This window comes from Acidithiobacillus sp. YTS05 (assembly GCF_024396695.1).
Taxonomy (GTDB): Bacteria; Pseudomonadota; Gammaproteobacteria; order Acidithiobacillales; family Acidithiobacillaceae; genus Igneacidithiobacillus; species Igneacidithiobacillus copahuensis.
Window position 1 is genome coordinate 2,385,257 of the sequence record NZ_CP094359.1, and the last position, 17,244, is coordinate 2,402,500.

At 57.6% G+C, this 17,244-nt stretch carries 19 protein-coding genes (1 of these 19 running past the window's edge); all 19 read right to left on the bottom strand.

What is annotated here, in order from left to right; all coding sequences use genetic code 11:
* Positions 1-13 precede the first annotated feature (13 nt).
* Positions 14-928 (bottom strand): TadE/TadG family type IV pilus assembly protein, encoded by a 915-nt coding sequence (locus MQE22_RS11785; RefSeq protein WP_215873315.1) that lies wholly within the window; start codon positions 926-928, stop codon positions 14-16.
* A gap of 42 nt (positions 929-970) precedes the next feature.
* The gene (locus MQE22_RS11790) at positions 971-1,342 is read right to left on the bottom strand and encodes a DUF192 domain-containing protein (RefSeq protein ID WP_255789753.1); all 372 of its coding nucleotides are present in this window, start codon (positions 1,340-1,342) and stop codon (positions 971-973) included.
* Positions 1,339-2,331, bottom strand: a complete 993-nt coding sequence (locus MQE22_RS11795; protein WP_215870790.1) for a type II secretion system F family protein — start codon at positions 2,329-2,331, stop codon at positions 1,339-1,341. The genes MQE22_RS11790 and MQE22_RS11795 overlap by 4 nt, the downstream gene beginning before the upstream one ends.
* A 4-nt stretch (positions 2,332-2,335) precedes the next feature.
* Complete coding sequence (locus MQE22_RS11800; RefSeq protein WP_215885791.1) at positions 2,336-3,190, bottom strand: type II secretion system F family protein; 855 nt, start codon at positions 3,188-3,190, stop codon at positions 2,336-2,338.
* Entirely contained in the window at positions 3,177-4,871 is a 1,695-nt protein-coding gene (locus MQE22_RS11805; protein ID WP_215870792.1) for a TadA family conjugal transfer-associated ATPase, read from the bottom strand. The genes MQE22_RS11800 and MQE22_RS11805 overlap by 14 nt, the downstream gene beginning before the upstream one ends.
* 3 nt (positions 4,872-4,874) lie before the next feature.
* Positions 4,875-6,395 carry a type II and III secretion system protein family protein gene (locus tag MQE22_RS11810; protein WP_215870793.1) on the bottom strand — a complete coding sequence of 507 codons (1,521 nt, stop codon included), beginning with the start codon at positions 6,393-6,395 and terminating at the stop codon, positions 4,875-4,877.
* 21 nt (positions 6,396-6,416) lie between these two features.
* Positions 6,417-7,664 carry a Flp pilus assembly protein CpaB gene (gene cpaB / locus MQE22_RS11815; RefSeq protein WP_215870794.1) on the bottom strand — a complete coding sequence of 416 codons (1,248 nt, stop codon included), beginning with the start codon at positions 7,662-7,664 and terminating at the stop codon, positions 6,417-6,419.
* Between the two features lie 19 nt (positions 7,665-7,683).
* Complete coding sequence (locus MQE22_RS11820; RefSeq protein WP_215870795.1) at positions 7,684-7,917, bottom strand: hypothetical protein; 234 nt, start codon at positions 7,915-7,917, stop codon at positions 7,684-7,686.
* A 12-nt stretch (positions 7,918-7,929) separates the two neighbouring features.
* The gene (locus MQE22_RS11825; RefSeq protein ID WP_226827758.1) at positions 7,930-8,604 is read right to left on the bottom strand and encodes a hypothetical protein; all 675 of its coding nucleotides are present in this window, start codon (positions 8,602-8,604) and stop codon (positions 7,930-7,932) included.
* Positions 8,605-8,608: 4 nt separating this feature from the next.
* Entirely contained in the window at positions 8,609-9,532 is a 924-nt protein-coding gene (locus MQE22_RS11830) for a hypothetical protein (protein ID WP_226827760.1), read from the bottom strand.
* Between the two features lie 11 nt (positions 9,533-9,543).
* The gene (locus MQE22_RS11835) at positions 9,544-10,896 is read right to left on the bottom strand and encodes a hypothetical protein (protein ID WP_215870796.1); all 1,353 of its coding nucleotides are present in this window, start codon (positions 10,894-10,896) and stop codon (positions 9,544-9,546) included.
* 3 nt (positions 10,897-10,899) lie between these two features.
* On the bottom strand, positions 10,900-12,579 hold the full coding sequence (locus MQE22_RS11840) for a pilus assembly protein TadG-related protein (RefSeq protein ID WP_255789754.1): 1,680 nt from the start codon (positions 12,577-12,579) through the stop codon (positions 10,900-10,902).
* 153 nt (positions 12,580-12,732) lie between these two features.
* Positions 12,733-13,026: a pilus assembly FimT family protein gene (locus MQE22_RS11845; protein WP_215870798.1), complete on the bottom strand. Its 294-nt coding sequence runs from the start codon at positions 13,024-13,026 to the stop codon at positions 12,733-12,735.
* A gap of 65 nt (positions 13,027-13,091) precedes the next feature.
* The gene (locus MQE22_RS11850) at positions 13,092-13,376 is read right to left on the bottom strand and encodes a pilus assembly protein (protein ID WP_319643730.1); all 285 of its coding nucleotides are present in this window, start codon (positions 13,374-13,376) and stop codon (positions 13,092-13,094) included.
* A gap of 47 nt (positions 13,377-13,423) precedes the next feature.
* Positions 13,424-14,659 (bottom strand): OmpA family protein, encoded by a 1,236-nt coding sequence (locus tag MQE22_RS11855; protein WP_215870799.1) that lies wholly within the window; start codon positions 14,657-14,659, stop codon positions 13,424-13,426.
* Positions 14,652-15,341, bottom strand: a complete 690-nt coding sequence (locus tag MQE22_RS11860; protein WP_215870800.1) for a helix-turn-helix transcriptional regulator — start codon at positions 15,339-15,341, stop codon at positions 14,652-14,654. Before MQE22_RS11860 ends, MQE22_RS11855 begins: the two co-directional genes overlap by 8 nt.
* Before the next feature lie 147 nt (positions 15,342-15,488).
* On the bottom strand, positions 15,489-16,331 hold the full coding sequence (speE, locus tag MQE22_RS11865) for a polyamine aminopropyltransferase (protein WP_215870801.1): 843 nt from the start codon (positions 16,329-16,331) through the stop codon (positions 15,489-15,491).
* A gap of 73 nt (positions 16,332-16,404) precedes the next feature.
* Positions 16,405-16,944, bottom strand: coding sequence for a tetratricopeptide repeat protein (locus MQE22_RS11870; RefSeq protein ID WP_215870802.1), 540 nt, complete (start codon positions 16,942-16,944; stop codon positions 16,405-16,407).
* Positions 16,941-17,244, bottom strand: partial view of a tRNA (adenosine(37)-N6)-threonylcarbamoyltransferase complex transferase subunit TsaD gene (tsaD, locus tag MQE22_RS11875; protein WP_215870803.1) — the 3' portion only. The gene runs 698 nt beyond the window's last position; 304 of the gene's 1,002 nt are visible here — the last part of the coding sequence; its start codon lies off the right edge, out of view; it ends in the stop codon at positions 16,941-16,943. Before tsaD ends, MQE22_RS11870 begins: the two co-directional genes overlap by 4 nt.

Sequence of the window (17,244 nt, forward strand, 5' to 3'; positions counted from 1 at the left end):
TTTGCTCAAGGATTTAATGGACACACGCAGAAAAATCAGGTGGCGGGGGCAGATCGCCCTCGTAGTCGGGAATCTCGGCTTCTGGCGCGGGCAAGGGCTCTAAATCGGCAGGTGGCGCTGCGTCCGGCGGATTGTATTGTTCGCTACCGCCTGCCTGCGGGTTGGCCAAATTGCCTACGGCCTGCAAATTTCCGAGATGCGTGAAGGGCGTCTGCATCCGGAAAGTGGCCTCGGCCGTGAGCGGAAAGGTATTGCGTAACCGATCCTGCAATCCTTGCGCCCCAGCAAAAGCACCCTTGCTCCCTGCATCGCTGCCCACGGCACTGCCGTGCCCGGCATTGGCGGCATCAAAACGCGCGAAAAGCCTGTCGATAAAGGGCATGATCATGGGGTGATGATAGGTGACACGAATCTTGAGCAGATTGGCGTCCTGGATGCTGAGGCCGCTTTGCCCGCCCAATGCGGTCTTGCGATACCCCAGCTGGCTTTCGGGAATCCCCCACCCCCAGTTTCCACCGGGGGTCAGGGCCTGACCGGTCTTGTCGTCCAAGGGGAGACGGCCAAATTCCTTGTGATCGGCCAGCGCCTCTTTGGTGGGGCTCAAAATCTCAATAGTCGCCGTTCGGGCCGCCACCTCGGCACGCAGACGCGCCTTGGCCAGATCCGCAACACCCTGCCCGTGGGTATAGAGAGGGGTCAGTCCCCTCGCCAGACCTTCACGAATCTCGTTCAGGTCGCCACCATGCAGGGCACCGGCGCGGGCCGCCTCTTGGGTAGCGACTTCCAGTTGCAGGCGCGCCTGGTAGAGAAGGCTGGCCTGCAAACTGCCGAGAATCAGCAGCAGGACGATGGGAATACTGATCAAAAACTCCACTGCCCCAGCGCCGGCCTGTGACGGGGACCGCGATACCTGTCGCATAGATTTCATTGGCTCCCTCCCTTGTTCCTGAAACTTCCAATTTCCTGACGGTTACAGCACCCCTGACCCAGCGCTGCGCCACTCCAGGCGCTGGCCGCTTAAAAGCTGCCAGCGTTCGATGGCGCCAGCCGCCAGTTCGATCGTGTCTCGTACCCCGCGTACCCGTGGCCAGGCATACTGCCAGGGACGAAGTCCGGCGCGCAGACCGAGAATCCTGCCTGTACCATCGAGCCAGACGATATCGATGGCGATGCGCATGCCCCACATATGTACGGCGCTACAGGGGCGCAGCCAGAGTGCCTCGTCGTCGGCCAGACCACGTCTTCCCAGCAATCCGACTGCCCGGGAAAGTGGATCGCGGGCCAAGCGGGCGCGCGGCCAAAGACAGTGATCCTCCCGCCAGATCCCTCCGCGCTCGCTCATGTCGCCACCTCCTGCACATATTTCATGTAGATGACAAAGGCGAGCACAATGAAGACGATGGGGAAAATGAACATGACCAAGGGTGCCAGGAGCTTTACCGGCGCTTCCAATGCGGCTTTCTCTGCGCGCAAAAAGCGCTCTTCCCGACGCTGCTCCGCCTGTGCCTTGAGTACCGGAGCCAGGCTTCCCCCGCGCTCTTCCGACTGAATGATGGCGGTGACCAGACTGCGCAACTCCTGCATCGCTACGCGCTCGCCAAAACGGCGAAAGACTTCTATGCGCGGCATACCCGAGCGCAGATCCCGCAAAATGATGCGAAATTCGTTGCGTAATGGCCCTTCCGGTCCTTTATCTACGGCAATCTGGATGGCGCCCGTCAGATTCAGCCCCCCTTCCACCATCAGGGTGATAAAGTCCAGATAGACGGGCAAATCCTTCAAAATTCTCTTCTGCCGTTTTTTGGATTGTTCCACCAGCCAGAGATCAGGGTAAAAGCTGAAAAGCAGCACCCCGAGCAGGGTGAATTCCCAACGGAAGAACCCGAGAGTGGCATAGACAAAAAGTGCGAAGGCCAGGGGCAAAAGCGCCGACAAAATCTTGAGCGCAAAGAAATCGCGGGGGGTGATGAGATAATGGAGACCAGCCTTTTGAATACGGGGGGCACTGCGGTAGACGAGCTTGTCGGGCAAAAAGCGAACGATGGTGGAATCCACAAAACGCACCAGAGGCCAAATCTTGGCCAAGCCCTTGGGTAAGGGATCCAGATACTCGCGCGGCACTTTATCCACTGCCTGATAGAGCAGGGAAAAGCCGTAGATGCCCGCCCCCACCACCAGGGCAACCAAAAGCCCGACGAGGAGAAAGGGAAGCTGTCCGGAACTGCCTGCCAGAGCAAGCAGGGTTCGTTCACCAAAATAGACCAGCAATAGCAGCGCGAACCCAGCGCCAAGCAACGCAACCAACCACGCCTGCCAGGAACGTATGGACATCGTTTTACACCTCGATACTGACAATCTTGCGGATACCCCAGTACCCGAGCAGTTCAAGTACCAGGGTAATGCCCAGCACTCCCCATCCCTTGTAGGTGTTGAAAAGAGCGCCGGTGGCAGCCGGCTCGATGTGCAGCAGTGCGAGCACAATGAGCACCGGCAGGGCGGTCATGACCAGGCCCTGCAATTTTCCCTGGGAGGTCAGTGCCTTGATTTTTTGCTCCATCATCAAACGCCGACGAACGGTTTCTCCCAGGCGCTGCAGGGTATCCGCAAGGTTGCCCCCCACCTCCCGATTGATGCGCAGGGCGGAAACCACCAGATCGAAATCCTGCGAACGGACACGCATGGCCAGATTCCCCACAGCGTCCTCGAAAGAAACGCCCAGGCGTTGTTCCCGAACGACCAAGGAAAGTTCCTGACTCATGGGGGCACTGAGATCCCGGGCCAGGCCCTCGAGAGTCTGCCCCAGATTGGCCCCACCGCGCAGAGCCGATGCCATCATGAGCAAGGTGTCGGGAAGTTGCTGGTGCAAGCGGTCGAAACGCCGCGCCTTGAGGTAACCGAGCAGCAGCCGGGGAGACACCGCCACCAGCAACGCTACGGCAATCACCAGGGGCAATGAGGGTATCAGCAGGTATATTAGCAGCGGAATCAGCAGCAAGGCACCCAGATTCAGGCGCCAGAGCAGACTGGGATCAGCAAATAGAAACATGTCCGCCAGACTGCTCTTGGTCGTCTGGGTAAAGGTCGCCCGCTGGCGGGCCAGGACCATACGTGCGCCCTGGACAAGAACAAAGAACAGTACCCCTACGGACAGGAAGACCAGAGCAGCAAAGCCCAGCTCAGGACCGTTCATGTTCTTCCTCCAGGAAAATACTCGTATCTACCGGCAAGCCACGAGCCCGCATCTCCTCGTAGAATTCCGGCATGCTCCCACTGGCGCGGAAGCTGCCCCGCACCTTGCCGTCGGCCCCGAAGCCCTGCTGCCGGTAGCTGAAAAGTTCCTGGAGCTGAATGACGCCGCTTTCCGTACCAGTGACCTCCACTATGGCCGTGAGCTTTCGGGAACCGCAGGAAAAACGGGTGATCTGTACGATAATGTCGATAGCTGAGGCAATCTGCTCGCGAATGGCCGCCAGGGGCAGCTCCATGCCTGCCATCATCACCATGACCTCCATACGGGAAAGCATGTCGCGGGGGCTATTGGCATGGGCGGTGGTCAGGGAGCCATCGTGGCCGGTGTTCATGGCCTGCAGCATGTCCAGGGCCTCACCACCACGACACTCACCAACCACGATACGGTCGGGGCGCATACGCAAGGCATTGCGCACCAGCTCGCGGATGGGAATGGCGCCTTTCCCTTCGACATTGGCCGGGCGCGCTTCCATTGATACCAGATTCGGTTGATACAGTCGCAGTTCCGCCGCGTCTTCAATAGTCACGACCCGCTCCCGCGGCGGAATGTAGTTGGAAAGGACATTGAGCAGCGTTGTCTTGCCCGAGCCGGTGCCTCCGGAAATGACGATATTCTTGCGCTGTTCGACAGCCACCCGCAGGAATTCGGCCATGCGCGGCTCTACCGAACCAAAGCCGATGAGATCCTCCATCTGCAGACGCTTTTTGCTGAATTTCCGGATGGTGATATTGGCGCCTTTCAGCGCCACGGGCGGTATGACGGCGTTGACGCGGGATCCATCGTGAAGTCGCGCATCCACCAGGGGTGAACTCTCGTCAATGCGCCGACCGATGGGAGCGACGATGCGATCGATGATGTGCCGCACGGCCTGTTCACTACTGAAAACCGTTGGCGCAGGCGCCAGACGCCCGGAGCGCTCGATAAAGACCTCGTCGAAGCGATTGACCATGATTTCCGTAACGGTTTCGTCGGCGAGCAGGTCTTCCAGAGGCCCCAGACCTACGGCCTCATCGACCACCTCTTTGATCAGACGCTCTCGGTCCAGCTCTGGCGGCAGGCGCATGCCCTGTACCACTTCACTGGCGAGCTGGGTGACCATGCGCTGCAGCTCCTCCCGGCTCATACTGCTGAGATCCAGCCGACGCAGGTCCATCTGCGTGCGCAAGCGTTCCTCGATCCCCTGACGCCACTGCATCCAGCGCGGATCGACGGGCAGCGCCCGAGGCAAATCCGGCTCTGGCGCAGACTGGGCCTGGGCCGGGACGAGAACTCGCTCGGCACCTGCCTCCTCCGTGGGGCTCGTCGGAGAGGATGGCAAGGTACTTTGCGAGGCTTCCCGTTCAACCCGAACCGTCACCCCAGCCACTTCGATAATATCCCGGTCGCTCAGAGGACCGTACCATTTAACCCTCTCCCCATTGACGACGATGGAGCCGAGTGCGCCTACGGCCTCTGCATGTACGCCATCCTCTCGCTGCACGAGCCGCGCGTGTTCTTTGCCGACGTTCCAACCCTCCAAGCGTAGATGCGCATCGGGGGAACGCCCCATGACGCAGACCCCGTCATGGGGCTGAACGGGCAGTAGTCCGTGCTTGTGATGCTGTGCGACGACACGAAACATGTCCTACTCCTTGGTCGACGGATCGGTGACAGTCGGGTTGGGGCGCGGCTGCGTTACCACCAGCGGCGGCTGAGGGTGCGGTGCCGGCAGCGCTTGCGTTTCGGGATACGGCACGCGCGAGCCAAGAGTGTTATCCACCGCGCCCAGGATTGGGGAATTTTTGGGCAAGGTGTTCTTGAACTCGTCTTTCATGCCGACCGCTCGCGAAACCTGACGAATGTTCTCAAGCGAGGCAGGCGATACCACGCGAGGAGTCACCAGGATGACCAAATCGGTGCTGCCGGCCTGGAAATCTGTCGATTTGAAGAGGTTGCCCAGAATAGGGATATCTCCGAGCCAGGGCAGCTGAGAGGCACTCTTGGCAGTCTTGGGGTTCACCAATCCCGAAATAACCATGGTCTGACCGTCCCCGACATTGATGTCGGCCTCACTGCGCCGGGTGAGAAAACCAGGCACGTTCAGGCCGTTCAGGACCACACTGGTGCTCGGATCGATGTCCGATACATCGGCCAAAACGTGCATGGTAATATTGTTGTCGTCATCCACTTGGGGCTTGAAATCAAGCTGGATACCGTAATTTTTATAGGTGACGTTTTGAAACGCCGCCGTACCCGACGCCAGCGCCTGCAGAATGGGAACCTGCCCGCCCGCCAGAAACTTGGTTTCGCCGCCGCTGCGGGTACTGAGTTGCGGGTTGGCGATTTGATACGCGTCGCCTTTACTCATGGCCAGATTAATTTTGGACAACATCCCGGTGATGATTCCAACATTCGAAACGCCAGCTATGGGGCGAGCCAGATTGGTTAAATCGATTACCCCATCCAGGCCCGGAGGCGTAGGCGTCAAGCGAATCCCGGTCCCAGCGACGGGCGGTTGAGTGAGATCCTGGCCCAGGGGAACCAGGGGCACATTGCGCGGGCCAACAAAATCTTTACCATAGCCAACGAAAGGACCAGCAATCTGCTTCGTCCAGTCGACACCCAGATTCTCCAGTGCCGTTTTTTTGATTTCTAGAACATTGACATCCAGCCAAACCATTTTTTCCATCTTGAAAGGTGCCGGGCTGGCCAGAACGATGGTTTTGGGATAGAGAGTCTGCAGCTGCGTGATCCGGGCCAATAGCGTAGCCGGCAGATTTTTTCCGTCCATCACGACGTGGTCGCCAACAATGCGGACTGTGACAGGCGTACTGCTGTTGGTGAGCAGCTCCCGCATTTCGGCGGCAGCACGACCCACGTTTTTTGGCGCTACCAACACACGATAGGCATCCTCTCCGCCATCCTTGAACCACACCCGAAGACTGGTTTCGCCTTCGCCATCGCCGAGCAACAGCAATTCCCTGCCGTCGACCACGGTAGTGCTGAGCACCTTGCCATCCCCAACCGCTACGCGCTTCACCGGCTTGGTGGGTATCACCCGCACTTGGCCGGCGTACAGGTCCAGGGTGGGATCCTCTGCGGCCAAGGCGGGAGCAGCCAGCAGAGTACTGATAAGAACAGGCAACAGTTTCTTACCCAATAACATGAGGTTTCCTTTGTGCAGAAGTTAACGGGGGAGAAAAGGCCGCGAAGCGTCCACGGGCGGCAGCAACTTGTCTATCTGAACTGGACGCGGTATTGCATCGCCAGAAGCAGAGACTTCCTGACGAGCAAGACCTTGCTGTTTCTGGCGTGATCCATCGGCCAGGCGGCGCAGCCCACTGATGTCGAGGCGCTTGTTGACCTGGCCGTTCTGACCCGTACCGCCAACAATGTACTCGATGGAATCGGCGGCATAGAGCGGTCCGCCTTTGCGATCGCGAATTCCCAAGATATCGCGCACAGTGTAGACCTTGTTGGAAGCGGCCACCTGAGAATCATGGCTACGCAGCACGAGCTGCAATTCCCCCAGTCGCTTCGCAAGAACCAGCTTCTGAATCTGCTCCGGCTTCAGCTCCACGGTCACGGTGTTAAATTGTGCCGGTTGTCCCGTCATGGCGGGATCATTGTTCATATTGGCAGCAGAATCGGAGGCTACGGTGCGTGTCCCCGTCGCAACAATTTTGAGATCCCGCTCGAGGAATCGCACCCCATCTTTGGGGAGCTTGCTCTCTTGCTCCGTGCCTCCAGCACGAAAAATGAGCGGTCCGCCGGTATTGCCAGCCAAACCGGGAAGCGCCGCGGGGCCCTCAAGTGCGTCGGAGCCAGCGGATGGCAACACATCCTGCCCCGCTTTCAAAAAGCGATCCCGAGCCCGAAGCTGCCCGCTACCCTGCTGCTCATCACCTACCGGCCCGGCATAGAACCAGAGCACATCCGCATGGTCGCCAGGCTGCAGCATGCCATCGAGGGTGCTGATGTTATCGACGGTAAAGGTCATCGCCAACTTATCCGGATCAATGATGTCTGCCAGGGTACGCCGACCGCTGAGATAGGAACTCAGTATCGGCTTTCCCTGTAGCAAAGGAACATTGACTCGATGGCCGGCATAACTGTCGAACGTTTCCGGCGTAATGACATCGGCAGGAGCGGTATCACCCGGAATGTTCCGCGCGGCTACCATACCTAGATCCAGAATCGTCCCTGCAGGAATGTCGCGGACGGGCACTACCGCGCGGATCATATTCCCTGCTCTGCTTGCCCTCAGTTGATCCAGCGCCGCTTCCTCGCGAGACCGCAAGGTGTGCACGGCGAGGAAGGCCGCTGCCAGACCAGCCACGATGGCGACGGCCAGAATCAGCCAGCCACCCAGGGCACGGGCCGGCTTTTTTTGCACGTTTCCGGATTCGAAGTCATTGGGGAGTTGCGTAGCCACTTTCCTTCCTTTTTCAGTGTCAATTAACCACAGGCTGGGATGCCGCCCAGGAGTAATCGCTGTAGAAGCCGCGCAGCGCCGCGGAAAGCTGCGTCAGCACGGAGGCGTTGTCTGGCAATTTTCCCGGAACGATTGAGGGGATGGGGGCGAGTAAAATAACAACCGCCGCAAGCAGCACCACCAGGTATTCGATCATCGATTGTCCTCTTTGCGTCTTGCAGATTGCAGTGCTGCTTCTTGCTTCTGGTTTCATAGCTGATCTTCCTCATTTCCTTTTTTGCCAAACGATTACAACCTGTGTCCCCAGCCCGGCATGGGCGGGGAAGGCAATATCCAGACGCCCGTCCGCCCTCGCCAGACTCAGGCGCGTGGAGGCTGTGCTCAACGCGTCCGCCACTTTCCACCCGTGCGCCTGCGCCTGGCGGAGAAACCAGGCACGCAGTTGCGCAACGCTCAGCCCACTTTGCAGCACGAGAACTCGGCCCTCTTTGCCACCGGGGTCCAGCGTTTCGAGATCAGACTGCAGGGCGGTCCCATCGGGCAGAGCGATCGGCAGGGGATGGGGCTCGGCGTGAGCGTCCATCCGCAAGGTAGAAAGCTCCCCCTGGATGTGATTGCCTACCTGTTGCCACTGCGCCGTCTGCGAATAAGGCTCGTGAATACACGACCACAATTGCCTCATGCCAAATGCCATCGCCTGGAAGCTTCCACGTTCTGCCTTGCAACTGCGCTCCATAGCCCGACGGAATTCATCAACGCTCATCCTGCCGCCGAAAATAGCCATATTCACGGGTACACCATTGAGGCGCATTTCTTTGGCCAAAGGCCTCTCGCCCAGACTCTCTGGCAGGGGCCAGAGGGGCAATTCCTCTGCCTGAGCGCAGGACGATAGTGCCGCAAGACCCAACGCCAACAAGGCAAGCAGGCGCATTTTGGCCATCGGATCACGGTCCCGGGTACGGTGGGATCTGCGGATAGGGCTGCAAACGATCCCCAAATTGCTGCTCCGTATCGATTTTCAGACGGTCGCGATCGGGGTCATTCCAATGTTTTTCAAATTCTTCGGCCAGTTTGCCTAGTGGCCAAGTTGCCAGATAAAAGAGTTGGCCAGCGATGCTGAAGCCCACCTTCGTCTTCGACAGTGTCTCCTGGCGCTTCATGATTCCTTCACGGAGCAGCCGCTCTTCCTCTCCTGGTCCATTGGCCGTCCAAGGGTCCGTCAAGACCGCCGCCTGTGCTTTGAACTGCAGTGGATCAGCGAGCCCCACCTCGGCAAAAATCCGCTGCGGCAGACCAGCCGCCGATACCGTCACCGCGGCTACCGTAGGGCCGGTCATCTGCAGGGGGATCCTGGCGCCCGCGGTAACAAGTTTTCCGAAGGCGTTCATAACGCCCTCTGTCCAGCCGCCATCAAAGGCCTCCTGTCGGGTCGCCACGGTGATGTTCTGCTCGCGCTGCACCAGTAGGGGCTGCCAGTCGTGCTTGCGCAGCAGAGGCTCGCGGCTGGAACCGGCAGCCAGCCCCGCAGCCCCGGCACTGCCGGTGACAGCGGTAAGCCGTTCATTCCGCCCCCCAAAGAAGCGGATGGAAACCTCTTTCTGCAGGTCAGCGTCCGACTTGAGAGAAGCCCAGTCGCGTCCGGCGGGGGGCGCTGCCGGCGATACCACCCGCTCCCAGGCGGCATAGCGGGCAGCTTCGATGCTGCGATCCTGCAAATATCCCCATTTGCCCACGTATACGCCGAGGATGAGTAGCGGCACGAGCACGAAACCCGCCACCACGACGACCTCGGTGAGGGCCTGTCCCCTTTCCCGGGATGCTCTACGAGCCAGAATTTCTGGAACCCTTGCTATACCTGACTGGGCCAAGGACGCCTCCCTCATTGTGTGTTGGCTTGGTGAATGTATTCGCGCAAATCTTTCGCGCCTTGTTTTTCGATTGTGGCTGCCTCAGCCATTTGCGACTTCATCTGTTGAATCTGCTCTTCTGGCATACCCATCTTACGCAATTCTGGATATATTTTTTCATAATATTTTGTTGCTTCTGCACCTTTATCCAGGTATTCAGCGCTTTCTAGCATTTTCTTTTGGAATGTTGACGCATTCTTCGTAACGTCTAATGCCAGACGTTTGTCTTCCGCCTTACGATAGGCCGCCAACTGCGCCGGGGCCATTTTCCTCTCCTTATCCAGGCGTTCTTTCAGATGCGCCCTGGTGAACTCTTCGGTCTTCTTTCCTAAAGGGATCACCGAGCTTTGAAGAATATACCCCAACTTGAGATCTCTAAGCTGATAGGGAAGGTTGGTTTTTGGATTAACCCTTGTTAACCAATCCTTCGCCAAGTCATTGAACACAAGGCAGCGCCAGCCGGTATTGTGCAGTTTCTGCATCAGTTTTCTATCCTCCGCCGACTCCGAATCGCCATCGTCCGTGCCGGGATCGCTGATAACGATCACTGCGTTATTCATGACCACTGGGGTAACCTGCTGAGTGAAAGTCATGAACTCATCCCCTGCCTTCCAGCCCGGAACCTTGGGTGGGGGATCAAAAACGTAGCCCTGCGCTGCTGCGGCCTGAATAAAAGCCTTGTGCAACTGCGATACGGATCCGGTAGCGACAAACGGCACCATGCGCCAAAAGGTTTGCAGCTTTGTGTATTCCGCGCTTTGCGTCCCGTCCCAATGCGGCATATCATGACCAGCAAGCTGCCAGGAGAGCTGCAAAATCATCCAGTGTTTGGTGGACTCTGGCGCAAACAGCATCCCTTGCAGGGCGAGACTCGCCTGCAACGCCTCGGGATTGATTACAAAATCGTGCAGATCATCCGACAGCGTGAAGCCCTGGGGCATATCGAACTGGCTGAGTGCACGACAACTCATCAAGGATTTGGCGTTAATTTGCTGAATCTTGGCCTGTATCGGGCGATCGACGATTTCGTCTCCACCATAGCCAGCGCTGGAATTGTCATGAGCTTGCATGCCCTTCCAGTCCAGATCTGCCCACCGTCCCACGTTGTGCCGCATGAGGGCATCTGCAGCCGGGTAGGGATCCTTTGGCCCTTGCAGCGATTTCGACTGGAGTATCTCCTTGGGTGCCGTCGGCCTCGCCAAGAACTCCTTAAACCCATCCTGTTCATGCTTGCCTGATGGATCCGCTGCCAAAGCCGAAGGACCGCCAGACAAGGCGGTGAGTACAATCAACACTCCTGGCGATCGTTTCCGAAGTAAAGTCATTTGTTACTCCATAGTATTCAAAGCAAGTACCTGCGCCTTCTCAGTGGTGTTGAGATCCACTAAACGCGCACTCCAAAAGGGACTGAAAAGATTCGCCCGCTCGTCAAGGCCATCGCTTCGCGGCCAGAGGGATTGAGGTCGACGAAAATAGATCTGGGCCGCAGCGGCAGCGCGCACGCCTTCGTTGCGTCCGGCACCTTTGCTCAGCAGATGCATGTTCAACCAACCAAGGCGCGGATTGCCAGCATCAGGATCGTGGCTGATACCGAGAGCCGTTGCCGAGTCCCGGACCTTAGCGACAGGGAGGTCAACAACCACAAGATAGCGTGGGGCGCTGTCGGTCATGTCCTCGCGCGGACGATTGCCATTCCAAACCAGATCGCGGTAGCGAGCAATACCTTTCCCTTCACGGGTGTCTGCACGCCCAATTCCCACGTCAGAAAGGGAATCTGGTCCAAAACGACCGGAATCATCCTGTACTATTTTATTCATGCCGCGCCAATCCCTCTGCCAAGCATCTTGATAGACGGCGCCTGCACGGTCCACTGCAGATTTCTGATCACCAGCACTCTGCGGGTCTACATAGGGGTCGCGCCAGATACGATTGGTATAGTCCGTTTGGTAGTATCGGAAACTGCTTTCACTAGGCAGTGACCACGCCCCACCCCAAGCCCAGGCGTTGTTGAAAATCGTTCTTTTCCCGCCAAACAGACCGTATTTTCGATACCAGAGATAACTCTGCACGGAGTCCGCACCTGACCAAACATAGTATCCTTTACTGTTAAGGCTAAGTTGGCTGCCACCACTTTTGCGGCTACCAACCCCGGCAATCCCTAATAGTTCAAAGTTGAAGAGACCCTCTCCAAATCCATGATCACGGTTTTTGGCAAATGCTTGGCTTCCCTCGTTGATCATGCCGGCCATGCGCGCACGGCCGCCCGGATCCGATCCCTTGGGGTCCGCGCTGCCGCCCCAGGTGGTGACGAAGCCTCGCCGGGCAATCCAATAGGGCGCGACAGTTGCTGCGTAGCCGGCAGCGGTATAATTCAGCACCCGGGCGTCCGGTCCAGCGTTGAGCTTGACGACCTGTTCGACAGTCTTTTGGATCGGCCCGTATTGCGCTGATTTGCTGAGCGCAGCATTGAAGATGGATGAGGCTCCTGCATAGGTGGCGTCCATAAGATTAGCTGCATATATAAAGGCTCCGGCATACGTAGTGCCAGAAGCTTTTACACCTTTTGCCGTGGTTTCAATTGCTTTCTGATAAGAGCCAATAAATTGAGATAGCATTGTTCCAATATAGGGTATGAATTTCGCTAAATCTTTGTAGGGCTGGATCAAGGTGTGAATATTTTCCCCTACTCGCCCCACATAACGCGACCAGGAGAGAATACTGACAGCCTGGCCGATGGCGATCTGGTTGGTGAGCATGGCGCGGTTGAGATAGGCGTCGAGATTCATCTGCCGAGCCTGGAGCTCCATGGCGCTGAAGGCGGCGGCATCGGCGGCGTTCTGTACCTTGAGCTTGCTGGCGGTGATCTGGCCCGTATTGAAGACCAGCAAAACGCCAGCAATAGCTGCTGGTATCAGCAGCAACGCAAAGAGCGCGGCCTGCCCGGACTCCCGATTTTTGCCAGAGTGTGTTTTCTGGCGAAGCTTGCCAGTCTTTGCGTTCCAATTCACGCCTCGCATCCAGCCCCCCCACAAAAATCCTACTAACAATTGCTCGCAACAGAGTCAAAAGTATGAAAGTGTCCTTCAGCAAGGACGCGCAGCTTCCACGCCCTTGCGGAAAAATGCGACCGCCAAAGCGGTCGCTTACAAGCAGGGGTTCTTTTACTTTGTACCGTTTAGCACGTTAGCAGAGCTATAGTCTCCCATGCTCTTCTGCACTGTGCCTTTGCTGTTCGCATCACTAGCCGTACCCTTCGCATTGCTCACGTTCGTGCCTGAATCGGTTCCAGACAACTCTGCGGCGATACCGGCAACCTGATGCCGCATGGTCTGGCCAAAGAAGGAAAACACCGCGATGGCGGAAATCGCGATCAGAGCGACGACGATGAGATACTCGGTCATGCCCTGACCAGCCTCACGCACAGACTTCTTTACTGCAATGAACTTCTGCTTCATAAAACACCTCCATCAGTTGAGTGATTTACAACAAGGGATCCTTGCTTACGCAAGAAAAATTTCTTTTACCTCTTCTGCAAATCCTTATACGAACTGTAGTCAGACATACTTTTTGTTTTTTGAGCATTATCGGCCGCATACTGAGCCTTTTGTTTCGCATATTTCACGCCATATTTGGTAGAGTCCGTGCCGACCAATTCGTGAGTCAGGCCGGCCACCTGATTGCGCATGGTCTGACCAAAGCGCGAAAAAACCACAATGGATGAAACCGCAATTAAGGCGACGACAATCAAATACTCTGTCATGCCTTGCCCAAATTGGCGCTTCGCGCCGATTCGTTTCCTTTGCACTGTTACGCCCCCCCTGACTGAGCATTACCCCGGAAGATGAGATTTCTCTAGTGATTGAACAAACCGCCGACCAGATTGCTGACACCGCGAGACACTTGATACCGAAGTTCCGACTGCGCGGCATCGGTAGCCGTATCCGTGATCTGTCGCACCGGTGCAGGTACAGGCTGATTAGCAGAATTCTGAGAGGGCCCCTGACCCGCTGCCCCCCCCATGGAAGGCGCCGAACCCACGCCCCCGGCGCCTGCAGTTGCCATCGCGGGAGCTCCACCCGCACCCGTCGTGCCCGCCGTCGGCACAAATCCAGGGGTAAGATTGACCACCTCTACGCGACGATTCTTGGCCCGCCCGGCGTCTGTGCTGTTATCGGCCACCGGCTGTGTCGCCCCCAGGCCACGCGTAGCGATCTGTTGTGCGGGCACGCCATCGGCAACCAAGGCCGCTTTCACGGCACGGGCGCGGTCTTCCGAAAGGCGCTGGTTGAATTCCGCCGATCCCACCGCGTCGGTGTGACCGTCCAGCCCAATGGTCCAGTTGGGATGCTGGCGAAGGGTCTGCGCCAACTGCTGGATCTGCGGCAGGGCGTCAGGTCGCAGGGTTGCCTTGTTGTAGTCGAAATGGATGTGCATGGAAAAGCGGCCCTGCTGTGCCAGGGCGCTACCCATCTCCGTTGCCGTCAACAGTTCCCGGTCAGCGGTGACCAGACCGGTCTGCATGGGCTTGGTCTGTACGGCGTAGATGTAGGTTTTCCCAGCATAAGGACCGTTATGGCTACCTACCCATAAATAGACCCAAGTTTGCGAGCCGTTGGGGGAGTCCAGGCGGGCCGTACTCATGCGGCCCCCGCCTGGCCCGAAATAGGTACCGAAATTATCTCCCGCGCCGCGCCAGATAGGGTCAGTATAAAAACTGACCTGGTGGCTATAGCCCTTGGCGATACAGGCATCGTTTGCGCACTGCCAAAGGATCTTGAAGCCCTCCTGCTGCAGGGTCTGCTGGTAGTTGCTCATGATCTCCAAAGGAGAACGGTCCATGGGGTTCTTGTAGTAGATGTAAACCAACTCGCCCTGGACAGGCTGAGACTGGGTCGCAGCCTTGTCGATGAAGGGTCCCAGAGGCATGTTGGCCTCATCAAAACGTATGTGGTCGTAGTGGTAAATGGAACTGCCCGGATAACGATGCAGGAAAGGCAGATCCTGTCCCTTCTCCTCCGCGAAACACGTGCCCGGCAGGAGCAGGACGAGACCAGAAATAATAACCATATAGTTAAGTGACTTATTCATAATTTTCCTCATAAAACCAGGCTTTGTTTTTCCGATAGGCCTGCCATAGGCAAACCAGTAACTCGTCGCGATCGACAGCTCCAAAAAGCCTGGTGATTCGCCTAATGGATTTGTTAATCTTTTGCGGTTCCGTAGATAGCACCTGAGCAATCTCTACACTACTCATTCCCTGCATAAACAAGCGGAGTAGCTGTTTTTCTGGAGCCAAAATGGGTGGGAAAAAGGGTACCTGCACGGGCAACGTCTCCGTCAAGTCGTTCAGTATGACGTCCAAAACGTCTGAACTGGCCGCATCCGCGAGAGTAAGATCGAAAAAAAGGAAATAAAGACCATTCGCGGATTGCCGCAAACAGAGATGGCGTCCGGAACCGATGGCTATGGGCTCCTCTTTGACGTCGTCTGCAACTAAACAGCTGCGAAGGACACTCCGGGCCTCTGGCAATCTGGGCCAGCGCGCCTTGGGATAGCGCCACCAGGGATAGAGCTCCCAGGATCGGTCGCGTCCGCGTAGATAGCGGTAGACGAGAACACGCTGGAGCCCCCATTCTTTGGGGATGGCAACTGGCTGGGGAAAATATTGCCAGCCGCGCGGGGCAACGAGATCGCGCTCGGTGTTGGGGATCGAGATTTCCCCCAGCCGCAAAGCAGACACAGGTTGAATCAGCCGAATCAGATTCGACATGCTACACGCTCCCTTCCTCCAGCCGACCGCAATCCGGTCAGCTCTTTTAGTGGGAGCAGTGTAGCAAAGAATTGTTACAGCATTATGAAACCAAGATAAATAATTTTTTCTCTACAAAACAACAAGATAACGAGACAGAAGCGTCTCTTAATGTTCAGGCAGCAGAAATGCTGGGGCCACCATCGCCGCTGCCTGCATATCTGCGTGATAATACTGCAGGCCCTGCATCTGCTCGGCATCCTTGCGGCGGAAGGCATTGCGCTCGACCCCTTTGCGTGCCAAGGTGGCACTCCACCAGCCGGAGGGATACGCAAACTGCGGGAAGAACAGGGTATCCACCGAGTCAAAACCGGCGCCCTGCATCCGCCGCTGGCACTGGCGGATGAGATCGGCATGGAGTAGCGGCGACTCGGATTGGGCAACCAGCACACCCTGCTCGCCCAGGGCACGGAAGCACGCCGCATAGAACTCCTCGCCAAAGAGTCCAGCCGCTGGCCCCACCGGATCGGTGGAGTCGACGATGATCAGATCATAGCTGCCCGGTTTGGCATTCTCTGCCCAGGCGATGCCATCCTGAAAATGGAAACGTGAGCGCGGATCGTCATTACGTTCGCAGAGCAGCGGAAAGAAGCGCTCCGCCACCCGGGTAACGCGCTCATCCAGCTCTACCTGCTCGGCCAGTTCCACTTCGGGGTGACGCAGGACCTCGCGCAGCGTGCCGCAATCCCCGCCACCAATGATCAGCACCCGTTTTGGCGCCGGATGCGCAAACAGCGCCGGGTGGGTCATCATTTCATGGTAGAGAAAGTTGTCCCGGTCGGTGAGCATCACCAGGCCGTCCAAAGTCATCAGGGTACCGAAATGCTCGGTCTCGAAAATTTCGATGGTCTGGTAGGGACTTTGCTCGCGGTGCAACACCTCGCGCACCTTCAGGCTCAGGGCCGCGCCATGCTCTTCATACCGTTCGGTGTACCAAAGTTCGGTGCTCATGAATCTTCCTTGGCTGGGGATGGGCACCCGAAGTATAGCGAAAGGCGTGGCTCACGCTCCAGCGCTATTACCATCAATCGTCAATGCCCCACGCCTCCTGGCGTTCCCGAATCCACTCGGCCAATTCCTTGGCGGGATGAAAGATCGGTAGCAAGCGGTGCGCCTCCTCGGCCGCCTGGCGCGCACGTCGTAACTGACCATGATGCAGGTAGTAACGTGCCAGATTCATATACGCCAGATGCTGGCGATCGAAATGCTTGCTGCGCAGCGCCTTGCGGATAGGGAAGAGGGCCTCTTCGATCCGGCCACTTTCCATGAGGTATTCCCCCAGATCATTCCAGGCGATCCCCCATTCCGGATCGAGGCCAATGGCCTTGCGGCAGGCGGCAATGGCGCCATGAACATCGCCGGATTCCGCCAGCGCCCAGGCATAGAAGGTCCAGAACAGGGGGGAATCCGGCTCGGCGTCCAGAGCCTTACGAAAGGATTTGACCGCTTCCGGAAAATGACCGGTCTGCTGCCAGTCAAGGCCCTCGGCAAAATCGTCATTGCGCTCGGCTTCGTCCTGAATCAGGTCATCGAGGGAAAAAGGTGCTGCCTGCGGGGTTTTCATAGCTCCTCCAAGGGCCAACGCGCACGCGCCCGTAGCGGGTGCAAAGCGGTATGGGCCTTCTCCAGATGGATCGATCCAGCCAGGGCGATCATCGCCGCATTGTCGGTACTGTGGCGAATGCTCGGGAAATGCACCTGCGCCCGCGGCGCGAGCGTCGCCTGCAGCTTGCTCCGAAGCAGACGATTGGCACTGACGCCACCGGCCACGATGAGCTGTCCAAAACCCGTTTGCTGCAGTGCCCGCCGGGACTTTTCGACGAGGGTGTCGACGATGGCCTGCTGGAAGCTGGCGGCCAGATCG